This window comes from Polynucleobacter sp. MWH-Jannik1A5 (assembly GCF_018881795.1).
Classification (GTDB): Bacteria; Pseudomonadota; Gammaproteobacteria; order Burkholderiales; family Burkholderiaceae; genus Polynucleobacter.
In genome coordinates, this window is the sequence record NZ_JACVPQ010000001.1 from 471,426 (window position 1) to 496,364 (window position 24,939).

Annotated in this window: 25 protein-coding genes and 1 tRNA gene; 10 read left to right on the plus strand and 16 right to left on the minus strand. The window is 45.0% G+C overall.

What is annotated here, in order from left to right; all coding sequences use genetic code 11:
- Positions 1–38: 38 nt before the first annotated feature.
- Together ICN23_RS02345 and ICN23_RS02350 are read right to left on the minus strand one after the other, a co-directional pair.
- Complete coding sequence (locus tag ICN23_RS02345; protein WP_216230748.1) at positions 39–857, minus strand: hypothetical protein; 819 nt, start codon at positions 855–857, stop codon at positions 39–41.
- A gap of 99 nt (positions 858–956) precedes the next feature.
- A complete protein-coding gene (locus tag ICN23_RS02350; RefSeq protein WP_255532678.1) occupies positions 957–1,760 on the minus strand; it encodes a hypothetical protein in 804 nt (267 codons plus the stop codon).
- A 286-nt stretch (positions 1,761–2,046) separates the two neighbouring features.
- Here ICN23_RS02350 and ahpC point away from each other — a divergent pair, with 286 nt between their 5' ends.
- The 3 genes from ahpC to ICN23_RS02365 all read left to right on the plus strand — a co-directional run bounded on the left by ahpC (position 2,047) and on the right by ICN23_RS02365 (position 5,065).
- Positions 2,047–2,610 carry an alkyl hydroperoxide reductase subunit C gene (ahpC, locus tag ICN23_RS02355; RefSeq protein ID WP_215347302.1) on the plus strand — a complete coding sequence of 188 codons (564 nt, stop codon included), beginning with the start codon at positions 2,047–2,049 and terminating at the stop codon, positions 2,608–2,610.
- 99 nt (positions 2,611–2,709) lie between these two features.
- Positions 2,710–4,287 carry an alkyl hydroperoxide reductase subunit F gene (ahpF, locus tag ICN23_RS02360; protein WP_216230749.1) on the plus strand — a complete coding sequence of 526 codons (1,578 nt, stop codon included), beginning with the start codon at positions 2,710–2,712 and terminating at the stop codon, positions 4,285–4,287.
- Positions 4,288–4,429: 142 nt separating this feature from the next.
- On the plus strand, positions 4,430–5,065 hold the full coding sequence (locus tag ICN23_RS02365) for an NAD(P)H-dependent oxidoreductase (RefSeq protein WP_216230750.1): 636 nt from the start codon (positions 4,430–4,432) through the stop codon (positions 5,063–5,065).
- 73 nt (positions 5,066–5,138) lie between these two features.
- Here ICN23_RS02365 and ICN23_RS02370 read toward each other — a convergent pair whose 3' ends face one another.
- From ICN23_RS02370 to ICN23_RS02385, 4 genes are all read right to left on the minus strand, one after another.
- Positions 5,139–5,711 carry a phasin family protein gene (locus ICN23_RS02370; RefSeq protein WP_216230751.1) on the minus strand — a complete coding sequence of 191 codons (573 nt, stop codon included), beginning with the start codon at positions 5,709–5,711 and terminating at the stop codon, positions 5,139–5,141.
- Positions 5,712–5,943: 232 nt separating this feature from the next.
- Positions 5,944–6,639, minus strand: a complete 696-nt coding sequence (locus ICN23_RS02375; protein ID WP_216230752.1) for a nitroreductase — start codon at positions 6,637–6,639, stop codon at positions 5,944–5,946.
- A 33-nt stretch (positions 6,640–6,672) separates the two neighbouring features.
- On the minus strand, positions 6,673–8,868 hold the full coding sequence (locus ICN23_RS02380; protein WP_216230753.1) for an OsmC domain/YcaO domain-containing protein: 2,196 nt from the start codon (positions 8,866–8,868) through the stop codon (positions 6,673–6,675).
- Between the two features lie 93 nt (positions 8,869–8,961).
- Positions 8,962–9,615, minus strand: a complete 654-nt coding sequence (locus ICN23_RS02385) for a cupin domain-containing protein (RefSeq protein ID WP_216230754.1) — start codon at positions 9,613–9,615, stop codon at positions 8,962–8,964.
- A gap of 151 nt (positions 9,616–9,766) precedes the next feature.
- Between ICN23_RS02385 and ICN23_RS02390 the strand changes: the two genes are divergently transcribed.
- Positions 9,767–10,462, plus strand: a complete 696-nt coding sequence (locus ICN23_RS02390; protein ID WP_216230755.1) for an SDR family NAD(P)-dependent oxidoreductase — start codon at positions 9,767–9,769, stop codon at positions 10,460–10,462.
- A gap of 24 nt (positions 10,463–10,486) precedes the next feature.
- On the opposite strand, the gene ICN23_RS02395 is transcribed toward ICN23_RS02390, so the two are convergent.
- Positions 10,487–11,056: an Rrf2 family transcriptional regulator gene (locus ICN23_RS02395; RefSeq protein ID WP_216230756.1), complete on the minus strand. Its 570-nt coding sequence runs from the start codon at positions 11,054–11,056 to the stop codon at positions 10,487–10,489.
- Positions 11,057–11,145: 89 nt separating this feature from the next.
- Here ICN23_RS02395 and ICN23_RS02400 point away from each other — a divergent pair, with 89 nt between their 5' ends.
- Entirely contained in the window at positions 11,146–11,637 is a 492-nt protein-coding gene (locus ICN23_RS02400; protein ID WP_216230757.1) for a DUF4149 domain-containing protein, read from the plus strand.
- On the opposite strand, the gene ICN23_RS02405 is transcribed toward ICN23_RS02400, so the two are convergent.
- Complete coding sequence (locus tag ICN23_RS02405) at positions 11,629–12,057, minus strand: DUF2244 domain-containing protein (protein ID WP_216230758.1); 429 nt, start codon at positions 12,055–12,057, stop codon at positions 11,629–11,631. The two genes, ICN23_RS02400 and ICN23_RS02405, sit on opposite strands and share 9 nt — an antisense overlap.
- A gap of 305 nt (positions 12,058–12,362) precedes the next feature.
- Between ICN23_RS02405 and ICN23_RS02410 the strand changes: the two genes are divergently transcribed.
- Together ICN23_RS02410 and ICN23_RS02415 are read left to right on the plus strand one after the other, a co-directional pair.
- Complete coding sequence (locus ICN23_RS02410) at positions 12,363–13,007, plus strand: LON peptidase substrate-binding domain-containing protein (RefSeq protein WP_216230759.1); 645 nt, start codon at positions 12,363–12,365, stop codon at positions 13,005–13,007.
- 4 nt (positions 13,008–13,011) lie between these two features.
- Positions 13,012–13,872: an oxygenase MpaB family protein gene (locus ICN23_RS02415; protein WP_216230760.1), complete on the plus strand. Its 861-nt coding sequence runs from the start codon at positions 13,012–13,014 to the stop codon at positions 13,870–13,872.
- Positions 13,873–13,905: 33 nt separating this feature from the next.
- Here ICN23_RS02415 and ICN23_RS02420 read toward each other — a convergent pair whose 3' ends face one another.
- Positions 13,906–14,079 carry a hypothetical protein gene (locus ICN23_RS02420; RefSeq protein WP_216230761.1) on the minus strand — a complete coding sequence of 58 codons (174 nt, stop codon included), beginning with the start codon at positions 14,077–14,079 and terminating at the stop codon, positions 13,906–13,908.
- Positions 14,080–14,132: 53 nt separating this feature from the next.
- On the opposite strand from ICN23_RS02420, the gene ICN23_RS02425 reads away from it, so the two are divergent.
- On the plus strand, positions 14,133–14,525 hold the full coding sequence (locus ICN23_RS02425) for a dihydroneopterin aldolase (protein WP_216860530.1): 393 nt from the start codon (positions 14,133–14,135) through the stop codon (positions 14,523–14,525).
- A gap of 110 nt (positions 14,526–14,635) precedes the next feature.
- On the plus strand, positions 14,636–15,208 hold the full coding sequence (locus ICN23_RS02430; RefSeq protein WP_216230762.1) for a histidine phosphatase family protein: 573 nt from the start codon (positions 14,636–14,638) through the stop codon (positions 15,206–15,208).
- 52 nt (positions 15,209–15,260) lie between these two features.
- On the opposite strand, the gene ICN23_RS02435 is transcribed toward ICN23_RS02430, so the two are convergent.
- The 5 genes from ICN23_RS02435 to rpsU form a co-directional block, all read right to left on the minus strand.
- Positions 15,261–15,337: transfer RNA gene (locus tag ICN23_RS02435), tRNA-Ile, on the minus strand.
- A 12-nt stretch (positions 15,338–15,349) separates the two neighbouring features.
- Positions 15,350–17,947, minus strand: a complete 2,598-nt coding sequence (rpoD, locus tag ICN23_RS02440; protein WP_216230763.1) for an RNA polymerase sigma factor RpoD — start codon at positions 17,945–17,947, stop codon at positions 15,350–15,352.
- A 233-nt stretch (positions 17,948–18,180) separates the two neighbouring features.
- Positions 18,181–20,148 (minus strand): DNA primase, encoded by a 1,968-nt coding sequence (gene dnaG, locus ICN23_RS02450; protein WP_255532679.1) that lies wholly within the window; start codon positions 20,146–20,148, stop codon positions 18,181–18,183.
- 36 nt (positions 20,149–20,184) lie between these two features.
- The gene (locus tag ICN23_RS02455; RefSeq protein WP_216230765.1) at positions 20,185–20,631 is read right to left on the minus strand and encodes a GatB/YqeY domain-containing protein; all 447 of its coding nucleotides are present in this window, start codon (positions 20,629–20,631) and stop codon (positions 20,185–20,187) included.
- 127 nt (positions 20,632–20,758) lie between these two features.
- Positions 20,759–20,971: a 30S ribosomal protein S21 gene (gene rpsU, locus ICN23_RS02460; protein ID WP_011903537.1), complete on the minus strand. Its 213-nt coding sequence runs from the start codon at positions 20,969–20,971 to the stop codon at positions 20,759–20,761.
- Between the two features lie 77 nt (positions 20,972–21,048).
- On the opposite strand from rpsU, the gene tsaD reads away from it, so the two are divergent.
- On the plus strand, positions 21,049–22,122 hold the full coding sequence (tsaD, locus tag ICN23_RS02465; RefSeq protein ID WP_216230766.1) for a tRNA (adenosine(37)-N6)-threonylcarbamoyltransferase complex transferase subunit TsaD: 1,074 nt from the start codon (positions 21,049–21,051) through the stop codon (positions 22,120–22,122).
- A gap of 24 nt (positions 22,123–22,146) precedes the next feature.
- On the opposite strand, the gene folE2 is transcribed toward tsaD, so the two are convergent.
- Both folE2 and dxs read right to left on the minus strand, forming a co-directional pair.
- A complete protein-coding gene (gene folE2, locus ICN23_RS02470; protein WP_216230767.1) occupies positions 22,147–22,974 on the minus strand; it encodes a GTP cyclohydrolase FolE2 in 828 nt (275 codons plus the stop codon).
- Positions 22,975–22,999: 25 nt separating this feature from the next.
- Positions 23,000–24,901 (minus strand): 1-deoxy-D-xylulose-5-phosphate synthase, encoded by a 1,902-nt coding sequence (gene dxs / locus ICN23_RS02475; RefSeq protein WP_216230768.1) that lies wholly within the window; start codon positions 24,899–24,901, stop codon positions 23,000–23,002.
- Positions 24,902–24,939 lie beyond the last annotated feature (38 nt).

The following is a 24,939-nucleotide window of genomic DNA, read 5'->3' on the forward strand; positions in this document are numbered from 1 at the left end:
CGATACTGCGGGACTAAGCTCTAGCGGGATTTGCACCATTAAAACCTGAAAGTTGCCGCCAACTGTGGGCCTTTAAATGTCGTTTTTTGCAATAAGCCATCGCCACTCATGTCGTAGTACATCGTGCGATAGGCAAGAGAAACATCAATCCAGTTTTCAAATGTTTTGCCTACTCCAAGAATAGTCTGCCAGGTCACATTGGTTGTGCCGCCTCCTCCGCCAATATCAGCGTAGAACGGAATGTACCAAGAAGAATCAGCTATACGGTAGCGGCCTTTGAAACCAACGATAGGATCAACCGTAGAAACTGATTTAGAGTCAACGGCGTTTTTGGACATACCGTATGCTGATAAATCTACTGCAATAGTTGCTGTTGCCGCAATGCTGCGTGCACCAACCAAAGCATCAAGATAAGCATTTTTATTATTCAGCACGGTATAGCTAACCGCACCGGTAATAATATTTTGTTGCAGAGTAGTCTTATTCGCTGCGTTAACAGGCAGAGCGCCAGATCGCGTTGGCACCGTCACCGTAGGGCTTGATGTCGTCTGCAAAGTGGCGGATACGATATCGCCCATAATGCCCCAGTTACCATAATGCGCTTCAGCAGAGATCATGCCACCGGACTTGAGATTGCCGATAATATCGGATGATGAAAGCCTGGCAGTATTGATATAGCGATCGTTATAAAAGAGCGTTGAAGAAATACCGGACGACCATAAATATGGAGTGATCTCAAAGCGCCATTCATCTGACACTTTAGGAATTGGAGTGGAATCTTGTTCGGCACTTGCGATACCTGCACTAGAGAGGATGGCGGATGCAAGGATGATGGACGTCAAAATTTTCTTATTCATAAAAAGCTCTATTTGAGATGTATGCACATAAAGGGTATTTACTACTAATTTTGATAGCGATTATAGGCTTTGGAGCCAATAACTGAGGGTGTTTGAAGCTTAAAAATTGAACGAAATCTTTGCATAGGCAGACCAATCGTATTGTATGTATGTCTGCACTACCTGCTTACTAGCACCTACGGCAACCACCCAATGTTTTGCAAGTCGATGCGTCACCATGGCATCAATCGGCACAAACCATCCCCCTCCAGCGGAGTTGTAGACAACCCCGTTCTCATCCCAGAAACGCAACATCGTATTTGGAGACAATTGGAAACCAACCGTTGGATATAACTGCAAACTTCGCATCAGCGCTGGCTGATTAGGATTAACAATGAGGCTATTATTTTTAGTATCAAAGCCATACATATAACGAACTAGTGGTGAGAAATCAGTCACACCGATTCGACTGTCGACACTAGGGATAAAAGACCAGTTCAATTGCGGACCAACTGCCCATTGCCCATTATTACCAAATGGGAAGATGACACGTCCACCAACTAGTGCTCCCAAGGGTTTTAAAAAAGTTTGGTCTTGCCCCCAGATCGTCACCATGGTGTTGCCTGCACTGTATTGCCCTGCATTATTCGCAGAAGAAATGGAGTTGTAACTTGAGGAGTAAGAAGTGTCCAGGCGTATGCGCCCTCGCCAATCACCTGCAGCAAGCGGGTTGTAGTAACGCAATTTCAAAACATTTTGATAGTTATCACTGTTGTCGTAATTGTGATAAGCCCAGAATTCCAAAACTTTATTGTCGGTAAGCCGCTGCGAATCATTATCAAATTTGGAAAGCGGTACCAACATATCCTCAGCGTAGCTTGCCGAAACAAAAATACTGAGGAGGAGCGTTAAAAGCAATTTCATAAAAGGTGGTGTTGCCTAAATTTGGCAGTTATTACATTTCTCTCTTGAATTGGGCACTATAGCCTAAAGATATTGCCGAACCTTTTAAAACCCCAAAAGACCAATACCTACCAAAAAGTGTGATTTAGGCCGTTCCGAGTGGGAAAAAGGTCCTTGGATCCTATTATCTATAAATTCGATCATAAATATCAAATTTATTCATTAGACAAATAAAGAACTGAGGTTCAAAATTCATATAGTTGTATTAGTTACCAAAGAATTGATTAACCAAAACAAGGAGCACAGTATGTCCATTATCAATACCGCAGTTCAACCCTTCAAAACCGAAGCTTTCCACAATGGCAAGTTTGTAACCATTACTGACGAAAGCCTCAAGGGTCACTGGTCTGTTCTGATTTTTATGCCAGCAGCATTTACCTTTAACTGCCCAACAGAAATTGAAGATGCGGCTGAGAACTATCCTGAATTCCAAAAAATGGGTGCTGAAGTGTATATCGTAACAACTGATACCCATTTCTCACACAAAGTTTGGCACGAGACATCTCCTGCTGTTGGTAAAGCAAAGTTCCCACTTGTTGGCGATCCAACACATACATTGACAAATGCTTTTGGTGTTCACATTCCTGAAGCAGGCTTGGCATTGCGTGGCACTTTCATTATCAATCCAGAAGGCGTGATTAAGACTGCAGAAATTCACTCTAACGAAATCGCACGTGACGTTTCTGAAACATTGCGCAAGCTGAAAGCTGCACAGTACACAGCTGCACACCCAGGCGAAGTTTGCCCAGCAAAGTGGAAAGAAGGCGCAGCAACATTGACTCCTTCTTTGGATCTCGTAGGCAAGATCTAAGAAATAGCTCTAATCCATAGACTCTCTTCGGAGAGTCTATTGGAGAGGACAAGATCCTGCCCAATAGACTCACCTAAAAAATTACCCAAGGAAATCATCATGCTCGATACCAATATCAAATCACAGTTAAAAGTGTATTTTGAAAAGATTGTTAGCCCTATCGTTCTCGTGGCTAGCCTAGATGACGGCGACAGCTCAAAGCAGATGCTTGAACTCTTAAATGAAGTGGCTGAGCAATCTGACAAGATCACCGTCAAAACCGATGGTAAAGCTGCGCACACACCTAGCTTTACTGTCAGTAAGCTTGATCAAGAAGCGCGCATTACTTTTGCAGGCCTGCCAATGGGTCACGAAATGACCTCTTTCATCTTGGCAATTTTGCAAGCAAGTGGCTACCCAGCAAAGGTTGAGCAAGAGATTATTGATCGCATCACTAAGCTAGATAGCAAACTCAGCTTCCAGACATTTATTTCTTTGTCATGCCATAACTGCCCTGATGTTGTTCAAGCACTCAATCTCATGGCAGCCCTCAATCCAAACGTTACCCATGAAATGGTTGACGGCGCCCTCTATCAAGAATTAGTTGACCAATTCCAAATCATGGCTGTACCAACCGTGATCTTAAATGGCGAAGTATTTGGTCAAGGCCGTATGAGTGTTGAAGAGATTGTGGCTAAGCTCGATACTGCAAGCCCTAAAGAAGAAGCCGCAAAACTCTCTGCCAAAGATCCATATGACGTTTTAGTCATTGGTGGTGGACCCGCTGGTTCAGCTGCAGCGATCTATGCCGCCCGCAAAGGCATCCGCACTGGAATTGTGGCTGAGCGCTTTGGCGGCCAAGTCATGGATACCATGGGTATTGAAAACTTCATATCCGTAAAAGAGACTGAGGGGCCTAAGCTGGTTCAAGCACTCGAGCAACATGTCAAGAGTTATGAAGTCGACATTATGAATTTGCAACGCGCTAATGCATTGCGTAAAACTGCCAATGGACTTGAAGTTGAACTGGTTAATGGTGCAGTACTGAAAAGCAAGTCAGTTATTTTGAGTACTGGTGCCCGCTGGAGAGAAATGAATGTTCCTGGCGAACAAGAGTACCGTGGCAAAGGTGTTGCCTACTGCCCTCACTGCGACGGCCCTTTATTCAAAGGCAAGCGTGTTGCTGTCATTGGTGGTGGTAACTCTGGCGTTGAAGCTGCAATTGATTTAGCTGGCATTGTGAGCCACGTCACCTTAATTGAGTTTGATAGCAAATTACGCGCTGATGCAGTGCTTCAGAAGAAAATGGCTAGTCTGCCAAATGTAACCGTTATCATGAGCGCCCTTACCAAAGAAGTATTGGGTGCAGGTGGCAAGGTCAATGGCTTGCGCTATCAAGATCGCACCAATAATTCTGAGCATACACTTGAGCTTGAAGGCATCTTTGTGCAAATTGGCTTATTACCAAATACGGATTGGCTCAAAGGTACTCTTGAGTTGTCAAAACACGGTGAAGTCATTGTGGATGCAAAAGGTGAGACTTCTTTGCCTGGCGTATTTGCAGCGGGCGATTGCACGACTGTTCCTTACAAGCAAATCATCATCGCCATGGGCGAAGGTGCCAAAGCCTCTCTTGGAGCGTTTGATTACCTTATTCGCTCATCAGTTACTGAACCAGAAGAAGCGCTTGCTGCTTAATTTGACCTAAAGAATCGATAGCAAAATAAAGGGGTCCTCGGACCCCTTTTTACATGAACGTGAATAACCAGCTATTCAGGTAATGAAGATATAAATTACACTGAATTATCTTTTTATATTCACCAATACCAAAGGAATCAGAATGAGCTTAATTGAGAAACTACAGTGGCGTTATGCAACCAAAAAAATGGACTCTACCAAATCTGTACCCCATGAAAAGGTAGAGCAAATTCTGGAAGCGATTCGCCTCACTGCAAGCTCTAGCGGATTGCAGCCATATGAAGTGCTCGTCATTACCAACAAGGCTATTCGTGAACAGATCAAGGCAATTGCATGGGATCAAACCCAAATTGTTGATTCGTCTCATTTGCTAGTTTTTGCTGCCTGGGATACCTACACAGCAGATCGCATTAATCAATCGTTTGATATGACCGAGAAGATTCGCAACTTTAAAAGTGAAGCTGGTGATATCTATCGTCAGAAGCTACTTAGCGGCTATACAGCACGAGATGCTGAAACCAATTACACGCATGCTGCAAAACAAGCTTATATCGGACTTGGCACTGCACTCATTGCAGCTGCTTACGAGCAAGTAGACTCCACCCCCATGGAGGGGTTTGATCCTGTTGCCCTAGATGAGATCCTTAATCTCAAAGCAAAAGGCCTTCGCAGCGTAGTCATGCTTCCACTAGGCTATAGAAAGGCTGATGAGGATTGGTTGATGAACCTGAAAAAGGTCAGAAAGCCAAAGGAAAGTTTTATTACTTGGATTGAATAAAAGTCTCATTCCCGGAAAAACAAAAGCCACCCGAAGGTGGCTTTTTTAACAACAAAATTAACTGTGTAGTTAATTAAGCAGCTTTACGGCTTTTAGCGGCTGGCTTAGCAACAGCGTATTGACCTTGAATGTTTGCCATAGCAGCATCAACACTCTTCTCAAAGTTAGCAAATGCGTCAGTTGCAGATGCGCGAACTTGGTCGAACTGTTGGAGTGAAGACTCAAATGCAGTTTTGAATGCAGAAACAAATGCCTCAGAACCAGCAGGAGCTGTCTTAGTAGCTTCTTTAACAAACTTAACCAAATCAGCACGTGCGTCATCAATAGAAGCGTCAACTACTTGAGCAACTTCTTTGTTACCGTTACGTACTACTTTGTTTACTTTAGCTTGATAAGCAGCAGCATATTTAGCAGCTTCTTGAGCAGCTTCTGGCTGAGCCAATTTAGCTAATTGTTGTGGATCTTTGATTGCTAACAATTGTGAGCTTGTATCTTGAGCAGCAACCAAAGCGTCTTTAGCAGCAGCTTGGTTGATTTCAGCTAATTCTTGAGCGCTTTCAACAGCAACTTGTGCCAAATGTTTAGCGTTTTCGATAGCTTTTGCTTGAGCAGCAGCGAATTGGTCGTTTAATTGAGCTTGGAACATGATTAATCCTTTATTTATTAAATGGGTTTTTTATTGCGATGCACCATTTTAAAATCGGTATTTTGGAAATGCAAGATATTTTTGCTGCAAAGCAACATATATTTTCAAAACCTGCATTTTTAGGCTTTAAATGAGGGTTATCAAGGACTTAACTCAGCCTTCAAACTGGGGAAATGGCTGGAAATTAGGCTAAAACCCTCTAAAAATGACTGAAATTACCCACCTACAAAAACTACTTTACCCAGGTAGTAAAGACCTCGGCGCTCACTCTAGGGGTATGAAAGCCGTTCACGATGTCATTTTTATCGGCATACCCAAGTGCCATACCGCACACAAGCATCTCATTCTCTTTTGCACCAATAGAGGGAAGGATGATCTTTGCATAATCATTCCATGCGGCTTGAGGACAAGTATCAAGACCTTCACCTCTTGCGGCGACCATGATGTTCTGCAGAAACATTCCGTAGTCAAGCATTGAGCCTCTGCCGAGCTCCTTATCGATTGTAAAAAACAAGCATACAGGAGCACCAAATGCTTCAAAGTTTTTGCGATGTTGGGCATGCATCTTATCTTTATCGCCCTTAGTAATTCCTAGAAGCCCATATAAGCCCCAGCCATTTTCACGACGTCTATCGATGTAGGGGCTAAACCATTTAGCAGGGTAATACTCATAAGCAGGTTGATATTCTTTTGCTAACTCGGGATTGGCGGCAATACTGTCATACGCCGCACATACTTTTTCGCACAAGTCTTTGAGAGCATTGCCTTCTAGGACATAGACTTTCCAGGGTTGAGTATTGGTGCCAGAAGGTGCGCGCGCAGAGATGTTGAGTAATTTGAGAATGACCTCTTTTGAAACATTCTCTTTTGTGAATGCTCGCACTGACATGCGCGATGTAATTGCCTCAGCTGGAGTTAATGCTTTCATCACCGACCTTTGAAAGTTGAATATATTGATTGCTTAAAGACTCTTCTTAGCCCGCGCCTGATGCAGCTTTCTATAGCTGTCAATCAGACGATGATGTCTATCAAGACCCTCCAACCCCATACTGGTTGGCGTTAACCCAAAGAAACGGACGCTGCCATCGATAGAACCCAAAACGGCATCCATGCGTGCATCACCATACATCCGACGGAAGTTCTTTTCATAATCCGCCATTTCTAATTCATCATCCAGCAATACTTCTAGCGCCGCATCCATAGCCTGATAAAACAATTTCCGCTCAACTGTATTGTCGTTGTACTGAAGAAAAGCGCCTACTAAATCATGTGCTTCTTCATATTGTTTTAAGGCAAGCTGAATCAATAACTTTAACTCGAGTACAGTTAACTGGCCCCAAACGGTATTCTCATCAAACTCGATTCCGATGAGCGTTGCAATATCGCCATACTCATCTAGTTCATTATTTTCTAAATTTTCGAGTAGCGATGTTAAGCGAGCATCCTCTAAAGAGGATAAATTTAGAATGTCTTCACGGAATAACAATGCTTTATTGGTGTTATCCCATACAAGATCTTCAATTGGGTAGACCTCAGAATATCCTGGCACCAAAATTCGGCAGGCAGTTGCCCCTAACTCGTCATATACCGCTACATAAACTTCTTTACCGAGCTCTTTGAGGATGCCAAATAAAGTTTCGACTTCTTTGGCATTGGAATCTTCGCCCTTGCTCGAGAAATCCCAATCTACAAATTCATAATCTGACTTTGCGCTAAAGAAACGCCAAGATACAATGCCGCTGGAGTCAATAAAGTGTTCTACAAAGTTATTAGGCTCAGTTACTGCTTCACTTGCAAATGTAGGTGGTGGTAAATCGTTCAGACCCTCCAAGCTACGACCTTGCAATAACTCCGTCAGACTTCGCTCTAGAGCAACTTCTAAGCTAGGGTGCGCACCAAAAGAGGCAAATACGCCGCCGGTGCGGGGATTCATCAAGGTGACGCACATTACTGGGTAGATACCGCCAAGTGATGCATCCTTTACTAGCACCGGAAAGCCTTGCTCTTCTAGACTTTGGATGCCAGCCAAAATACCGGGATATCTCGCCAACACTTCCTGAGGCACATCTGGGAGTGCTATTTCACTTTCGAGTATTTCTCGCTTAACTGCTCTCTCAAAGATTTCTGATAGGCATTGAACTTGGGCTTCAGCAAGCGTATTACCTGCACTCATACCATTACTAACGAAGAGATTTTCAATCAAGTTCGAGGGGAAGTAGACTATCTTGCCATCGGATTGACGAACATAAGGCAATGAACAGATGCCGCGCTGCGCATTACCAGAATTGGTATCCACTAAATGGGATGCGCGCAACTCACCGTCTGGGTTATAAATTTTTAGACAGTACTCATCCAGAATTTCTGTCGGCAACGCATCCTTCTTCCCGGGCTTAAACCATTGTTCGTTGGGGTAATGCACGAATGCTGCATTCGCAATATCCTCACCCCAGTAAGCGCCCGCATAAAAATGGTTATTACTAAGACGCTCAATGTATTCGCCCAAAGCAGATGCCAGCGCACTCTCCTTGGTAGAGCCTTTGCCGTTTGTAAAGCACATTGGTGAATGCGCATCGCGAATATGTAGGGACCAGACATTGGGGATGAGGTTGCGCCATGAGGCGATCTCAATCTTGATGCCGAGATTTGCGAGCAATGCAGACATATTGGCAATCGTTTCTTCCAAAGGAAGATCTTTACCAACAATATGGGTGCTAGTTCCAGCATTGGGTTTTAGAGTCAGCAGGCTCTGTGCATCGGCGTCTAGATTTGCGACTTCTTCAATAACAAACTCAGGTCCTTCCTGCACTACCTTCTTGACTGTACAACGCTCGATAGAGCGCAAAATACCTTGACGGTCCGCAGCAGAAATATCTGCTGGCAATTCAACTTGAATCTTAAAGATCTGTTTATAGCGATTCTCTGGATCAACAATATTATTTTGCGAGAGGCGAATATTCTCAGTAGATAAATTACGAGTCTCGCAGTACAACTTCACAAAGTAAGCGGCGCACAACGCCGATGAAGCCAAGAAATAATCAAAAGGTCCTGGCGCAGAACCATCACCCTTGTATCGAATGGGTTGATCGGCAATTACCGTAAAGTCATCGAACTTAGCTTCAAGACGCAGCTTGTCGAGAAAATTGACCTTAATTTCCATGGGAATGATTCCAAAATAGTGCAAATAATGATGTGAGCACCATTATCCATCGCAATCGCCTTAAGGCGCTGGCACTACTTCAGGCTGCTGAAATCAGTCTAATAAGTGGCCGGTCTTCACAAAAATCGTGCAGCCTTCTTTACTAAAGGGCTGATGTAGGCTCATATGAGGACTTCTAATCCAGGAGCCAGCCGGGTAGCGCCCATGCTCATCTTCAAATACACCATCCACCACAAAAATTTCTTCGCCACCATAATGTTTATGGGGATTGAAATAGGTTTGAGGTGCCCATCGCACTAAAGTCGATCCACTACCCTGCGTCATCAGCGGCATCACATTGAGGCCAGGAACCATTCCCTGAAACCAAGGGGCAGTTTTCGTATTCACTATCTCTCGCTTGACTTGATCTGGGCCAAGGTGTCGCAACTTTACAAACAGAGTACAGCCAGACTGGCTAAATGGTGCATGAGAAGATCCAGGCGGATTCATCATATAAGTACCAGCAGGGTAATCGCCTGTCTCGTCACTAAAGACGCCATCTAAAACGAATATCTCTTCACCAAATTCATGGGTATGCGTTTGAAATTTGGATCCCGGTTGATAGCGAACAATTGAGGTTGCCTTTGCCACCTCACCACCCATACGATCAAGCATGCGCCTCTCGACCCCCGGCTCTGGGCTAGGAACCCAAGGTAGGTCTTGGTGGTTGATGACAACTCTCTTACTGTAATCGGAGTGGATATTCACTTATTGCATTTCTCGTCTATAAACAAGAGTAAGCATAGCAAGCAAATGAGGGACTTGCTTGAAAGAGAATTTTGCCGCGTACGCTCATACGTGATCTGCGCTAAAGTCTCCTCAATCTACCCCCATTCATTAAATGATTTAACAGGGCAATATGAGCTTACTTCCCAACCCCTTTCGTGCACTAGTTATTGGATCCTCTGGAACCATAGGCTCTGCTTTCGTGGATCTCCTAAAAACTAACCCAGCATGCTCAGAGGTCATCGGCCTTCATCGCCATTCTGAACTTCCGATTGATTATCAAAGTCTCGAGTCTATTGAATCTTGTGCGACCGCACTCTCCCAAGCAGCACCTTTTCAACTCATTATTAATGCAGTTGGTGTTTTGCACACCAGCAAATGGATGCCTGAAAAGAGACTGGATGATCTCAATGCAGAACAGCTCATGGAACTCATGACAGTCAATGCGATTGGTCCGGCACTAACGATTCGTCACTTTTCAAAATTACTGGATCCCAAAAATAGCATCATGGTGACTCTGTCAGCAAAAGTGGGCAGTATTGAAGATAACCGTCTTGGCGGCTGGTATAGCTATCGTGCCTCTAAGGCTGCACTCAATATGTTGGTGAAGACAACATCGATCGAATGGGGACGCACAAAACCCAATACTGCATTAATCGCAATGCATCCCGGCACCGTGAACTCCAGGCTCTCAAAGCCATTTCGTGGTGAGCAGATTGGCAGGCCTGCCAATCAAGCCGCAGCAGAAATGTTTAGCGTCATTGAGCATCTTCAAAAAGAAGATACAGGAAGCTTTCTGACTTATTCGGGTGAAAAGTTACCCTGGTAATGAGAAGCGCTTTTAATCCGAGCCTTAACCAAGGCTGCGATCCAAAAAGTTTGCAAAGTCAAATACAGAATTAGGTCCACGCGGGACCTCTTCCACTTTTTTAAACTGCGCCTTCACTACTTTTTGAACCTCACCCTTTTGTCTTCTATCTTTCTTAGGATCAAGAGGAGCATAAACAGTTCTCTCAGGTGCTTTTTTAATATCACTAAAGCTGGGCACATAGTCTTTGATAGTAGATGCCAGGGTGACGTTGGCCATACAACTGAGCATATAAGCTTCCAAAGATTGGTATAGCTCTTTAGCAATATCGGATAACTCTACCTTACGCTTTTTAATGAGATTCATGGCAAGCACGATATCTTTTATCGTAATTAAGCCAGGGTCTTGAGAAAGCACGTAACCTCCTCTGCGACCTTTAGTTCCCTTAACAAAACCCGACTCCCTTAATGGTCGTAATAGAAGCTCAATCCGACTGATAGATAATTTTTGCCTTTTAGCCAGCTCAGGAACGGGCACGGGCTGGCCATTAACCGAATGACTGGCAATATCTACCAGGGTATTCAGGGCGGCTTTTGCTGCTTTAGTGAGGTCCATTTTGAACTTAGCGGAAATGTTAGATTAGCTCTAGTATCAAACTGATTCCAACTTTATGCTGCGGCGCAATTCTTAACCCTATTTACCCTATGGTTGAAAGTACTCAAGACCAATACCAATTTGCATATCGATTTTTGCGATTCATCTCCTACTTACTGTTGGGTGGAGTCATTGCACAATTGTTTAGCTGCTTAAGCGCTTACCTCTTTATTGGCGATACACAGGCGGCAGGCATGGTAGCGCACATAGTGATACAACATTTGTCTTATTACATATTAGGCTGCACTTTTATTGTCTTGAGCCTTGCTAATGTGCTTATCAAAAGAGGTCGACACGACCTCAAGACAATTCGCATCCCCGCTCTCATGTTAATACTAGCTACATCAGCAAGCAGCTTCCTGTTAATACCGCGCATGGATTACTTACGAGAGACTGCATTGCTAGATGGCATGCCTGTAGCACTCTCGCCATTTGCCAATTACTTTGAGATTTTGAATGGATTGGCCTTCATCTTGGTCGCAACTCAGATAGTTTGCTGCGGGCTACTGGCGTGGCGCCTTAGTAAGCCCCGCTCATCCTAGGTAGCGCCTCACCGAGGCAATCAGCGGCAACTGCTGCTCTTGCCTGATAAATTGGCCAATCTCCACTCGTAAGTTTGATTGGCTAATAAAAAATGTTTTTGCATCCTCAAGAGGGGTTTCTATTTTTGCCCACTGCGTATTGAATTCATAAACCTTTTCCTTGTAGCCAATAAACTTTTTAACAATCAGGCGTTTACCATCGATCTCAATCGTTTCGCTATCAAGCGCATGTCGGCAATAAATCAAAAACCCGATCGTTACCGCACCAATTTCAACAATCGTAAAAATCGGAATAACCCAAACTCCCGCCAGAAGAAAGCCGATTGCCACCACAAAGGAGAGGCATACCAAAGCGATATAAAACTGCAGGAGCTGCTTTGGAGTCAGCGCGCAGTTTCTTCGCATTTGCCAAATCTTCATACCAAGCCCCATTACAGCAGATGAATTACTTGTTTTTTCGTTCTTGGGATTTTGCCAACTGATCAGCACTTCTTTGCTGAAAGTCGACCATGCTGTGGTAACCCATTTGATAGCACGGGCAATGCTTTCCTAATATCCAGCGGGCTAGCTTGATGCGTAGTTTTTGTACCATTTTGGGTCTCCAAGAATTGAACATCTAATGTAAACGGAAATTAGATTTACTGCAGGCCGTAGAGAAAAACACGGGTGATTTCAGTTGTGAGTGGTCATCAGCAAAAAGCATCCAAATCCATTACATTGATTACATGACTGAATCTAACTCCGCCCCACGAAAAATCCCCTTATTCCCTCTTGGAACAGTACTTTTCCCAGACGGTGTGATCGCACTCAAAATTTTTGAAGCCCGGTACCTTGACATGATTAAGCAATGCTTGCGAGAGAAAACTGAATTCGGCGTGGTTAGCATTATCAAAAATGCCAGTAACGATAACGATAGCGAACCTCCTACTTTTGCCAGCATTGGGACCCTAGCATTGATCGAAGACTTTGATCCTGTGCAGCCTGCCCTATACATGACTAAATCATGCGGAACGCAGCGCTTTAAGTTACTAACTAGCACCCAACAAAACAACGGTCTATGGGTTGGTGAAGTGGAGCTGCTGGATAAAGATCCACTCATACCTATTCCTCAAGAACATCAAGGTGTAGCTAAGTTACTAGACGAGATCATTTCTGTCATTCAAAGTGAGGATCTATTGGGCGACGCCCCTTTCAAGAAGCCCTTTAAAACCGATGATTGCGGCTGGGTCTCCAATCGTCTAGCAGAACTCTTGCCAATTTCTCTTGCACAGAAAAATCATCTCTTAGCCCAAACCAATCCGCGGATTAGACTCGATCTCATTACCGAAATCATTGAGGATGATGATTTAAGAAATCTGAAGATGCACTAAACCCATGCTGGATGAGCTGATTCGGAAAACGATTCGAGAAATGGTGGGCGGAAGTGGCCCACCAGTAGCGTTCTTAGTGCCAAAGGGTGACCGTGGTTTATTTGGCCCCGAATCAATAGCCTGGAAGGTGCATGCAGACTTTATTTCCATGATGATTGGTGGCATTAGCTCATTAATTCTTCAGGCACTACATCCACAAGCCTTAGCTGGAGTTTGGGATCATTCTTCATTTAGGGAAGATTTGAAGGGTCGACTCGGTAGAACGGCCTTTTTTATTGCAGCTACTACATACGGTCCTACCGATATGGCAGACAACATTATTCATAAGGTTAATCAGATTCATACCAAAATTACTGGTCTCGATGAATTTGGCAAACCATACTCAGCCACCGATCCACATTTACTTGCTTGGGTACATCTCACAGAAACGCGCAGCTTCATGAGTTCTTTTGAGGTTTACCGTAAAGAAAAAATAAGCCCAAAAGAGAAAGATCAATATTTTTTAGAAATGAAATCTCTTGGCGAAAGAATGGGTGCCACTGGTATTCCAAATACTTATGCGGAGACTGAGCGCGCCATTAAAGCCTACATACCAGAGCTCTATTTTGGCGACCGGGCTAAGAGCATTATTGATTTACTCGATCATTTTCCAAGTAATCTGACTGCTAAACCTTTTATCAAGCTTATTAGTCGCGCAGGATTTCTGAATCTTCCTGACTGGGTGTACCCAATTATCAAAAAACCAACACCCACTTATTTAGAGCGCCTTGCAGTTCAGAAGAGTATCGACCTCATCGCCTACCCTGTGCGTGAAGCCCTGAAGGATGGGGTGGCTGCCCACTCCCTGCGTAGAGTGTATGGCTAACTTTTTACAAAAGAGTATTTTAGTCTTGGGTTACTACTCAGATTTAGGCTTATCAGGATTGGGCTCTTCGTTCTTATCTTTAACTTGCAGATTCAAACTCGGTGCCGACATTTTTTCACCGTCCCAAACCTGGCCACACCAACACTCTCCAGCATCATTAATGATACAAACGCCGGATCCACAGCAACGCTTATCTGGGGCTTTCATGATTCAAACCTTCTTTCCGATATCTGCTAATAAAAAATTTACTTGAAAACATTATGACAACAAATGCCCGTATTGAATTAAAAGATCTTAAACTGCAAACGCAAATTGGAACCTATGGCCCGGGCGCTATTGTTCCAAAACAGCATCTTCTCGACTTAACTCTTTGGATAGACCCAAAATTGGTCCTTATCGCAGAAGATGTCATGGAAAATGTATTCGACTATGACCCCTTAGTCACTGAGATTGATCGATTAGCAGGCGATGGTCATTACGAAACCCAAGAAAGACTGATGACTAGGATCGTTCAGGCCTGCTCTAAATACCCCGAAATTGAGTCTCTTGAAATTGGTCTAAGAAAGCTGCCCGTCAGCGCAGGATCGGGTTCTCTAGGCGTTCGACTCTCCTTAGATAATGCCGCCCTCAGGAACATGATGGATAAGAGCTGACTACCGTAAATTGGCTCGTATGAAACTGAGAATCTCATCATAAAGCTCTCGAATTTTTCGAATCAATTTCATACCTATCATCTTAAGCGATTCTCTTTAAAGTAAACATCATGAAAATTGCCTTCTCCTTCTTTATTAGCGCATTACTTACTATCGTCGCCATGCCAGCAAGCGCAAACCTTGCAAGTAGCCTTAGTGATGGACAGCATGTTTTGCTGATGCGTCATGCTGATGCGCCTGGCTATGGAGATCCAGCAGGCTATCAACTAGATAAATGCTCTACCCAAAGAAATCTGGGTGATCGAGGCAAGAAGCAGGCAATGCTGATAGGCCAGTGGTTGAGTAATCAAGGGATTACTTCTGCAAAAGTGATGAGTAGCCCCTGGTGTCGCTGTATTGATACTGCAAAACTACTAAATAAGGGTCAAGTCACTATTGCCCCTGCGCTTGGCTCCTTCTTTGACGATATGAGCATGGAAAAAGAGCAAACCCGAAATCTGGAAAAACTCATTCAGGTTCAGCTAAATGAAAATCCCAAGATACCCATCATCTTGGTCACACATCATGTGAATATCCAAGCCTACACTGGAAAAGTAGTGAATGTTGGAGACATGGTTCTAGCTAAAGCAGATAAGAATGGTAAGTTTTTATCTCAACAAATCTATCCAAGCCCAAGTTTTTAACGCTTTTCTTTGCGTATAAAAGAAAACCACCCGAAGGTGGTTTTTTTACTTCTGGTGGGCCCACCAGGACTTGAACCTGGGACCAAAGGATTATGAGTCCTCTGCTCTAACCAACTGAGCTATGGGCCCGTTAGTCTTGGATCAATCTTCTTCGAGGAAGGTCTTGAGTTTGTCGCTACGGCTTGGATGACGCATTTTGCGCAGAGCCTTAGCTTCAATCTGACGAATACGCTCACGAGTAACGTCAAACTGTTTGCCCACTTCTTCGAGAGTGTGATCAGTGCTCATCTCAACACCAAAGCGCATACGCAATACTTTTGCTTCGCGTGGTGTCAATGAATCGAGAACGTCTTTCACAACATCGCGCATAGAGTCATGCAATGCTGCTTCTGCCGGAGCCAATGTATTACCGTCTTCGATGAAGTCACCCAAATGAGAATCTTCATCGTCACCAATTGGTGTCTCCATGGAGATAGGCTCTTTAGCAATCTTCATGATCTTACGGATCTTGTCTTCTGGAATCTCCATCTTCAGTGCCAATGTTGCAGCATCTGGCTCGTGACCAGTCTCTTGCAAAATTTGACGGCTGATACGGTTCATCTTGTTGATCGTCTCAATCATGTGAACTGGGATACGGATCGTACGCGCTTGGTCAGCAATCGAACGAGTAATCGCCTGACGAATCCACCATGTTGCATAAGTAGAGAACTTATAACCACGACGGTATTCAAACTTATCTACCGCCTTCATCAAGCCAATATTGCCTTCTTGAATCAGATCCAAGAACTGCAAGCCACGGTTGGTGTATTTCTTAGCAATCGAGATTACCAAACGTAAGTTGGCTACAGTCATTTCACGTTTCGCTTCGCGGGCACGCTTCTCGCCGGCGATCATTTGTTTATTCACTTCTTTTAATTCTGGAAGTGGAATAACAACATTCTTCTGAATATCAATCAACTTCTGTTGCAATTCTTGAATTGCTGGAACGTTACGCTGCAAGAGTGCGCTGTATGGCTTGTTCTCTTTGAGCAACTTGTCAGTCCAGGTCAAGTTCATAGACATCTTAGGGAAGTCTTTTAGTACTTCACCACGATTAACGCCAACTTTGTCTACCAACAAGCTCACGATGCCACGCTCAAGCTTCCATACTTGGTCTACTTGTGAGCGCATGGTGTCGCATAACTTCTCAACACTTTTCGCTGTTAAACGGAAACCCAGTAATTCAGCACGAATGGCATCTTGCGCCTTCACGTATGCAGGACAGTTGTAACCGTCTTTATCAAACGCGCGACGCATCTTGTCAGCTTGTGTACGAACGATTGCAAACTTCTCTAAAGAAATCTGCTTTAACTCCTCTAATTGCTTAGCGTTTGCCGTTGCAGCACCGCCGCCACCACCGCCAGCATCATCCTCTTCGCCCTCTTCACCTTCTTCAGCGTCTGGATCAACTTCTGGCTCTTCAGGTCCGAGCTTAATATCTTCTGCATTTGGATCAACCAAACCATCCACAAACTGGTCGATCTCCATCTCACCGCTAGCGATCTTGTCAACGTTACTCAGAATCTCAGCAATGGTTACAGGGCAAGCAGCCAAAGCCATCACCATGTCTTTGAGACCAGCTTCAATCTTCTTCGCAATCACGATCTCGCCTTCGCGAGTCAACAAGTCAACCGTACCCATTTCACGCATATACATACGTACTGGATCGGTAGTGCGTCCGAACTCGGAATCAACAGTAGATAAAGCGGCTTCAGCCTCTTCTTCAGCCTCTTCTTCAGAAGCTGCAGCAGCTGTATTGTCAGAAAGAATTAATGTTTCTGCGTCTGGTGCCTGTTCGTAAACGGTAATACCGATGTCATTGAGTAAGCTAATCAAAGTTTCTAATGCGTCCGCATCAGACAACTCGTCAGACATCACGTCATTCATCTCGCCATGGGTTAAGTAACCCTTGGACATACCCATCTTGATCAAAGTCTTCAAGCGAGCACGACGTAACTCTTGTTGCTCTTCAGTTCCTAACTGTTGAGCAGCAAACTCTTTTAAGAGCGCCTTTTCTTTCGCCTTACGCTCGCGCGCTTTTTGACGATCCGTTAATACCGGCTCCGCATTATCCGCAGGTGCGTCTGCTTTCGCTTTGCGGCCACGCTTCTTTTCTTCTTCAACAACTACAGGTGCTTCTAGTTCTGCAGTCTTAGCTTTTTTGCCTTTGACTTCTTTTACATCTTTAGTTTCTTTTGCTGCTTTTGTTTCTTTAACTGGCTCAGCCTTAGGCGCTGCTACTGCTTTACCTTTTTTGGCCAGCTCAACTTTGATTTCTGCTTTAGCGGATTTCGCAGGAGCTTTAACAGCCGGTTTAGCCGGAGCTGGTTTTGCTGCGGCCTTTGCTGGTTTAGCGGCTGGCTTTGCAGCTGCCTTTACTGGCTTGGCTGGAGCTTTTGCTTTAGCAACTGGCTTAGCTGGAGTCTTTGTTTTGGCAACTGGCTTTGCAGCTGCCTTTACTGGCTTAGCAGGAGCTTTTGCTTTAGCAACTGGCTTAGCTGGAGTCTTTGCTTTAGCAACTGGTTTTGCAGCTGCCTTTACTGGCTTAGCTGGAGCTTTTGCTTTAGCTGCAGGTTTAGGAGCAGCCTTTACTGGCTTAGCAGGAGCTTTTGCTTTAGCTGCAGGTTTAGCAGCAACCTTTACTGGCTTAGCAGGTGTTTTCGCTTTTGGAGCTGGTTTTTTGGTCTTGGTATTCGGCATTTATTAGCACTTACTCACATTACTGTTGTTGATATCGACTGATGAAACACAGCCCCGCGTTACTCACTTACCCACTTACCCCAAATTTCATCAAAATAAAGCGCAAGTGGCTGAATTAAATCGGTTTTTTCTTGGGAACAGAGGATTATAGTCGATTGCGACTTTTTAACCCTCTTCTTACCTAAAAATATGGGGTAATTTCAGAGGATTTCTAGGGGTGTTTTCAGAAATTCTTAGGAGAATTTCAGCTTTTCGCCCAATTCCCGATATCGGGCCCGATCTTGCTCGGTAGCGGTACTTCCGGCGATCTTTTGCGCAATTTCCGTCATTTCTTGCTTGAGGTGGGTTAATTCCAGTTTTTTGAACGCTCCATCCAAATCTGCAGCAGCGCCATCGAGCTCTAGATCGGAGCCCATCACACGATTTCTGAGTACCTCATACAGCGGGGCCAACTCACTTCGAGAAAGTTGATCTTGGAACATCGCAAATGCTCCCGCACCTGCAGTAGCTGGTTTACCACCCTCACCTGGAATCAACTCAACCAAGTCACACTGCGCTAAAAGATCTTTCATCAAAGCATGGGCTTTTTCAGATCTTTGCTCAGCAGCCTTTAATGCAAGCGCGCGCTTATTTGCATCTAAGGCTTTTCCCAAATGTGGAAACTGAATAATCACACGCAGCATTTGCTCCGCTAAATCCGTTGGTGCTTTTGGAGGCTCAATGTTTTGAGTGGCAACACGTTTTGCAGATCCCTTAGATGCTTGCCAAGGTGCACCTTGACGATTGCCATTGCCTGAAAAAGTATTTTGATTATTTTGATTGCCTTGACTGCCTGGAGTTCTAGCTTGCATCGGCTGGTAAGTAGTTTGGCGCACGGGTGCAGGCGCCACTGTCAAGCCACAAAATGCTTCAAGCTCAGCTGGAGTGGTGTTGGTGCGAATAGCCAACTCACGCAAGATTTGGGTGCGCAATGCGATTGGCGGCATCGACAATAAAAGGGGCTTGGCAGCATGATGAGTATGGGCTCTTCCTTCAGGGGTAGTTTGCTCATGCCCCTCACTAACAACCTTGAAGAAGAAGCTAGAGATAGACATAGCCTCTTTGATAACTTTTTCAAATGCCGGCGCACCATAAGCACGCACATAACTATCTGGGTCATGCTCTGTCGGCAAAAATAAGAAACGAATTTCTTTATCGTCTGACATTAAAGGCAAACAAGCCTCGAGTGCTCGTTGAGCCGCACGCTGTCCAGCAGAGTCACCATCAAATGAGAACACCACCTTATCGGTTTGACGTAATAACATACGAACGTGGTTAGCAGTGCAGGCAGTACCTAAAGTAGCAACCGCATTTGGAAACCCCAGTTGCGCTAGTGCCACTACATCCATATAACCTTCACACACCAAGACATACTCTTGCGCGCGAATCGCTTGCCTTGCTTCAAACAAACCGTAGAGCGTATTGCCCTTAGAAAAGAGTGGCGTCTCTGGAGAATTTAAATATTTAGGCTCGCCCTGATCCAAGATGCGCCCACCAAAGCCAATAGTTTGACCTTTAGGATTGCGAATTGGGAACATGATGCGATCGCGGAAACGGTCATAGCGCTTTACATTTGCGCCTTCGGATTGCTCACCCTGAATGAGTAGACCGCCCTCTAACAATGTCTTGGCAACTTCATCATTGGAATAAGTTCCAAAGACCGCTTCTAGGCCCTGCCAGCCATCAGGCGCATAACCTAAGGCATAGCGTTTTGCGATCTCACCAGTAAGACCACGACCTTTGAGGTATTCAACAGCTCGGGTGCTGCCCTTAAGTTGCTGGCGATACCAATCTGCCGCAGAACTCATTACCTCACTCAGTGCCATGGCTTGCTGCTGACGAGCAACGTCATTTGCCGTGCGCTCTTCTCGAGGAACATCTAATCCAGCAGAACGCGCTAGATCTTCAATAGCATCTACATATCCAAGACCGGAATACTCCATTAAGAAGCTAATGGCAGATCCGTGTGCGCCACAGCCAAAGCAGTGATAAAACTGCTTGGTTGGTGACACTGAAAATGAAGGAGACTTTTCCGAATGAAAAGGGCACAAACCCTGAAAGTTCGCGCCCGCTTTTTTTAACTTTACGTGCTGCCCAACCACATCAACGATGTCTACCCGATTTAACAGATCGGCAATAAAGGATTGTGGGATGAGTGCCATAAGGCGAGTATGAAACTGTTTCGCTTATTTGGATACTTACTTGGCGAGTGCGGCTTTTACCAAACCAGAAACTTTACCCATATCTGCTTTACCAGCCAATTGACCTTTAAGAACGCCAATCACCTTACCCATATCCTGCGGGCCAGCAGCGCCAGTAGAAGCAACGGCAGCAGCTACTGCAGCCTCTACTTCAGCATCAGATAACTGCGCTGGCAAGTACGTCTGCAAGATCACCATCTCGGCAGCTTCAATCGCAACCAAATCATCGCGCCCAGCTTTTTCAAACTGCGAGATGGAGTCTTTACGTTGCTTAATCATTTTTTCAACGGTAGCAATGACGCCAGCATCATCAACCACGATACGCTCATCTACTTCACGTTGCTTAATGGCTGCCAATAAAAGACGAATGGTTCCTAGGCGCTCAACTTCTTTTGCGCGCATAGCATTTTTCATATCTTCGGTAATTTGATCTTTTAGAGTCATGGCTTTATTCCTGGGTGTTGAATATATTTTGCTGCACAGCGTTTGGCAATTCAAAAAGCAAAAACCCGCTGCGTTTCACCGTCAGCGGGTTTCAAAGCTTCTCGGTGAAGAGAGCTTTTAAATTCTATTAGTAAAGCTTCTTAGGCAACATTTGGCTGCGAATACGCTTGTAATGGCGCTTAGCAGCTGCAGCCTTCTTACGCTTACGCTCAGCCGTTGGCTTCTCGTAGAACTCGCGTGCACGCAAGTCTGTCAAAAGGCCATTCTTTTCAATGGTGCGCTTGAAACGGCGCAATGCCACTTCAAATGGTTCGTTTTCGCGGAGGCGGACTGTAGTCATACTTGTTTAACTCGTATATGCTCGAAAAATATCGAAAAATTAACTGAATTGCGATTCTAGCACGACCAAGCGAAAAAATGATTGTTTTAGGAATAGAAACTTCTTGTGACGAGACCGGGGTGGCTTTATACAACACCGCCCCTTGGGAAGAGGGTAAACCAGCCTTCCAAGGCATACTGGGCCAGGGTTTGCACTCCCAGATCGCCATGCACCGGGACTATGGGGGTGTTGTCCCAGAATTAGCCTCCCGTGACCATATTCGCCGTGTTTTACCCCTTTTAGACCAGTCTTTAGCCCAATCTGGTCTCAAGCTGGCCGATATTGATGCCGTTGCCTTTACTCAAGGTCCAGGGCTGGCAGGCGCCCTTCTCGTGGGCAGTGCTTTTGCCAAATCCCTGGCCCAAGGCCTCAATTTGCCTTCAATTGGGGTTCATCACCTCGAAGGACACCTGCTTTCACCACTTTTAGGTCAAACAGCCCCTCAATTTCCCTTTATTGCTCTTCTGGTATCCGGCGGCCATACCCAACTCATGAAAGTCTCTGGCATTGGGCAATATGAGCTTCTGGGCGAAACCTTAGATGATGCAGCAGGCGAAGCTTTTGATAAGACGGCCAAATTACTCGGGCTCGACTACCCAGGTGGTGCTGCAATTTCTAAATTAGCTGAGCAAGGACGTTCCGGTATTTTTGATTTACCAAAACCCATGCTGCACTCGGGCGATCTGGATTTCTCTTTCTCTGGATTGAAAACAGCCGTTCTCAACCAAGTCAAAAAGTTTGAAGATAAAAAGATTGTCGACACATCTGAAGTGACGCAGTTTCATGCGGACCTCGCTAGATCTTTTGTCGATGCGATTGTTGCAGTACTAGTCAGTAAATCTGAAAAAGCACTAAAGCAAACTGGTTGCAAACATCTAGTGCTTGCTGGTGGTGTTGGCGCTAATTTACAACTGCGTAGTGCATTAAATGAAAAAGCTGCGCGAAATGGTTTTGAAGTGCACTACCCGCCACTAGAGTTATGTACTGATAATGGCGTGATGATTGCATTTGCTGGAGCACTGCGAATGTTAGCTAAAAATAATGGCTCCACAACATCTGGAGCCTTTGATATCAAACCCCGTTGGGATTTGCAAAGCAATAATTTAACTTAAGTATTTAGCTTGCTGAGTTGCTACTTATTTCTGATGGCTGATACGGGCAAAAGCACTGTGATTATGAATAGACTCAAAGTTCTCAGCCTCTACTACAAATGACTGGATGCGCTGATCCGCCTTGAGGTTGCCGGCTACATCACGAACCAGGTCTTCTACAAATTTAGGATTACTGTAAGAACGCTCAGTAACCCACTTCTCGTCAGGGCGCTTGAGTAAACCCCATAACTCGCTGGATGCCTCACTCTCAGCAGCAGTGACCAAATCCTCTACCGTCATTTTTGTTTCGGCATCGAGTACTACAGACATCGTTACATGAGAACGTTGGTTGTGTGCACCAAAATCAGAAATCTCTTTTGAACAAGGGCACAAACTCATCACCGGGACCTGAGCACGCAAACCCAACTCCACATCAGTACTGCCCTTGGAGTTTTGTTTGGCAGTAGCCATCCAAGTCACTTCGTAGTCCATCAAACTCTCAACACCGGATACTGGCGCTGCTTTTTTTACAAAGTGAGTGTAAGTAAATTGCACATGCCCCTCTTTAGCATCAAGCAAAGGCAACATTTCACGAACCATTGCGACTACTGAAGTGCTATCAACAGCAATTTCTTGCTTTTGTAACAGGGCCATAAAACGGGACATATGGGTACCCTTAACATGCGCAGGTAAAGCGACATCCATTTCAAAGGTGCCTACTGATGGAAAGTTACCAGTCTTACTGCGAATAGTGAGTGGATGACGCACACCACGAATACCAACCTGCTCAATTGGCAAAGCGCGCTCATCCAAAGTGGATTGCACGTCAGGCATTGCGCTAGGCTTTAAAAAAGCAGGATTCATGTCATTCATAGCTCTATTTTCAGGCAAAACAGGCTTATTTGCCTACAAGCGCAGAATTTTGGGTCAATATCGCTGGAAAACGCTGTTTGATGGAGTTAGCAATGCCCTCTACATCTAGGCCACACTTGGTCATTAGCAGGCTGTAGTCACCATGCTCAATAAACTCATCAGGAAGACCTAATTGCAAGAGGGGCTTATGAATACCAAGATTTGATAAAGCTTCTAAACAAGCACTACCAGCACCGCCAGCAATCGCGCCATCTTCAATCGTCACGAAATAATCATGATCAGCCGCCAGGGACTGAATCAAATCGACATCTAGCGGTTTTACAAAACGCATATTGGCAACTGTGGCATTAATACCTTCCGCTACCTCTAGGGCTGGGTATAGCAATGTGCCAAAAGCTAATATCGCTAAACGTTGTCCGGATGGCGCAGTAGATTTACGACGAATCTCACCCTTACCCAACGGCAAGGTGCGCAACTCTTTAGATGGGATAGCGCCAATACCTGATCCACGTGGGTAACGAACTGCACTTGGATGCGGCTGATGGAAAGCGGTCGTTAATAAATCACGGCACTCTGCCTCATCTGCTGGAGTCATCACCAACATATTTGGGATGCAACGCAAGAATGGGATGTCGTATGCACCGGCATGTGTAGCGCCATCGGCACCCACTAAGCCCGCACGATCCAGTGCAAATAACACTGGTAAATCCTGTAAAGCGACATCATGAATTAACTGATCGTAGGCGCGCTGCAAGAATGTCGAATAGATTGCCACCACTGGCTTCATGCCTTCACAAGCCATGCCAGCTGCAAAAGTAACTGCATGCTGTTCAGCAATGCCGACGTCGTAGTAGCGCTTCGGAAAATTCTTTTCAAATTCAACTAAGCCAGAGCCTTCGCGCATCGCTGGAGTGATACCAACTAATAATGGGTCAGCATGCGCCATATCGCATAACCATTCACCAAATACTTGGGTAAAGGTTTTCTTACTGACAGCAGGCTTTTTAACACCCTCTTCCGGATTGAATTTACTTGGCCCGTGATACAACACTGGATCTGCCTCAGCCAACTCATAGCCCTGACCTTTTTTGGTCACCACATGCAAGAACTGAGGGCCGCGCCCTTCAAGCGCCAGACGACGTACGTTCTGCAGCATTGGAATCAATGCATCCAAATCATGGCCATCAATTGGACCAAAGTAATTGAAACCAAACTCTTGGAAGATGGTAGATGGAGACACCATGCCTTTAGCATGATCCTCAAGACGTTTAGCGAACTCGCGTAAAGGTGGCGCAATTGATAAAACGCTATCAATCCCTTTTTTAGTCGCAGAGTAAATATTGCCGCTGAGCACTCTAGCCAGATGACGGTTAAGCGCGCCTACAGCTGGAGAGATCGACATATCGTTGTCATTCAAAATCACGACGAGCGGTAGGTCGTCATACACACCTGCATTGTTCATCGCCTCGAAAGCCATGCCCCCTGTCATCGCACTATCACCAATGACGGCTACAGCTACATGTCTTTCGCCTTTAGTTTGAAACGCGCGTGCCATACCCATCGCAGCAGAAATACTAGTAGATGAATGGCCGGTACCAAAAGCATCAAATTCACTTTCAGCGCGATGTGGGAAACCCGACAAACCTTTGTACTGACGTAAGGTGTTCATGCGCTCACGACGGCCCGTCAAGATCTTATGGGGATAGCTTTGATGACCCACATCCCACACAATGCGATCTTCTGGTGTATCAAAGACGTAATGCAAGGCAATTGATAGCTCTACTGTTCCCAAATTAGAGGACAGATGTCCCCCCGTTTTTGATACTGAATCCAACACAAACTCACGCAACTCATCCGCCAAGGCGGGAAGCTCTTCGCGTGAGAGTTTTTTGAGATCGTCAGGTGAGTTAATGGAATGTAAAGTCATTGAATCTAAATAATCTAAACCGATGTATTTCTCTCGTA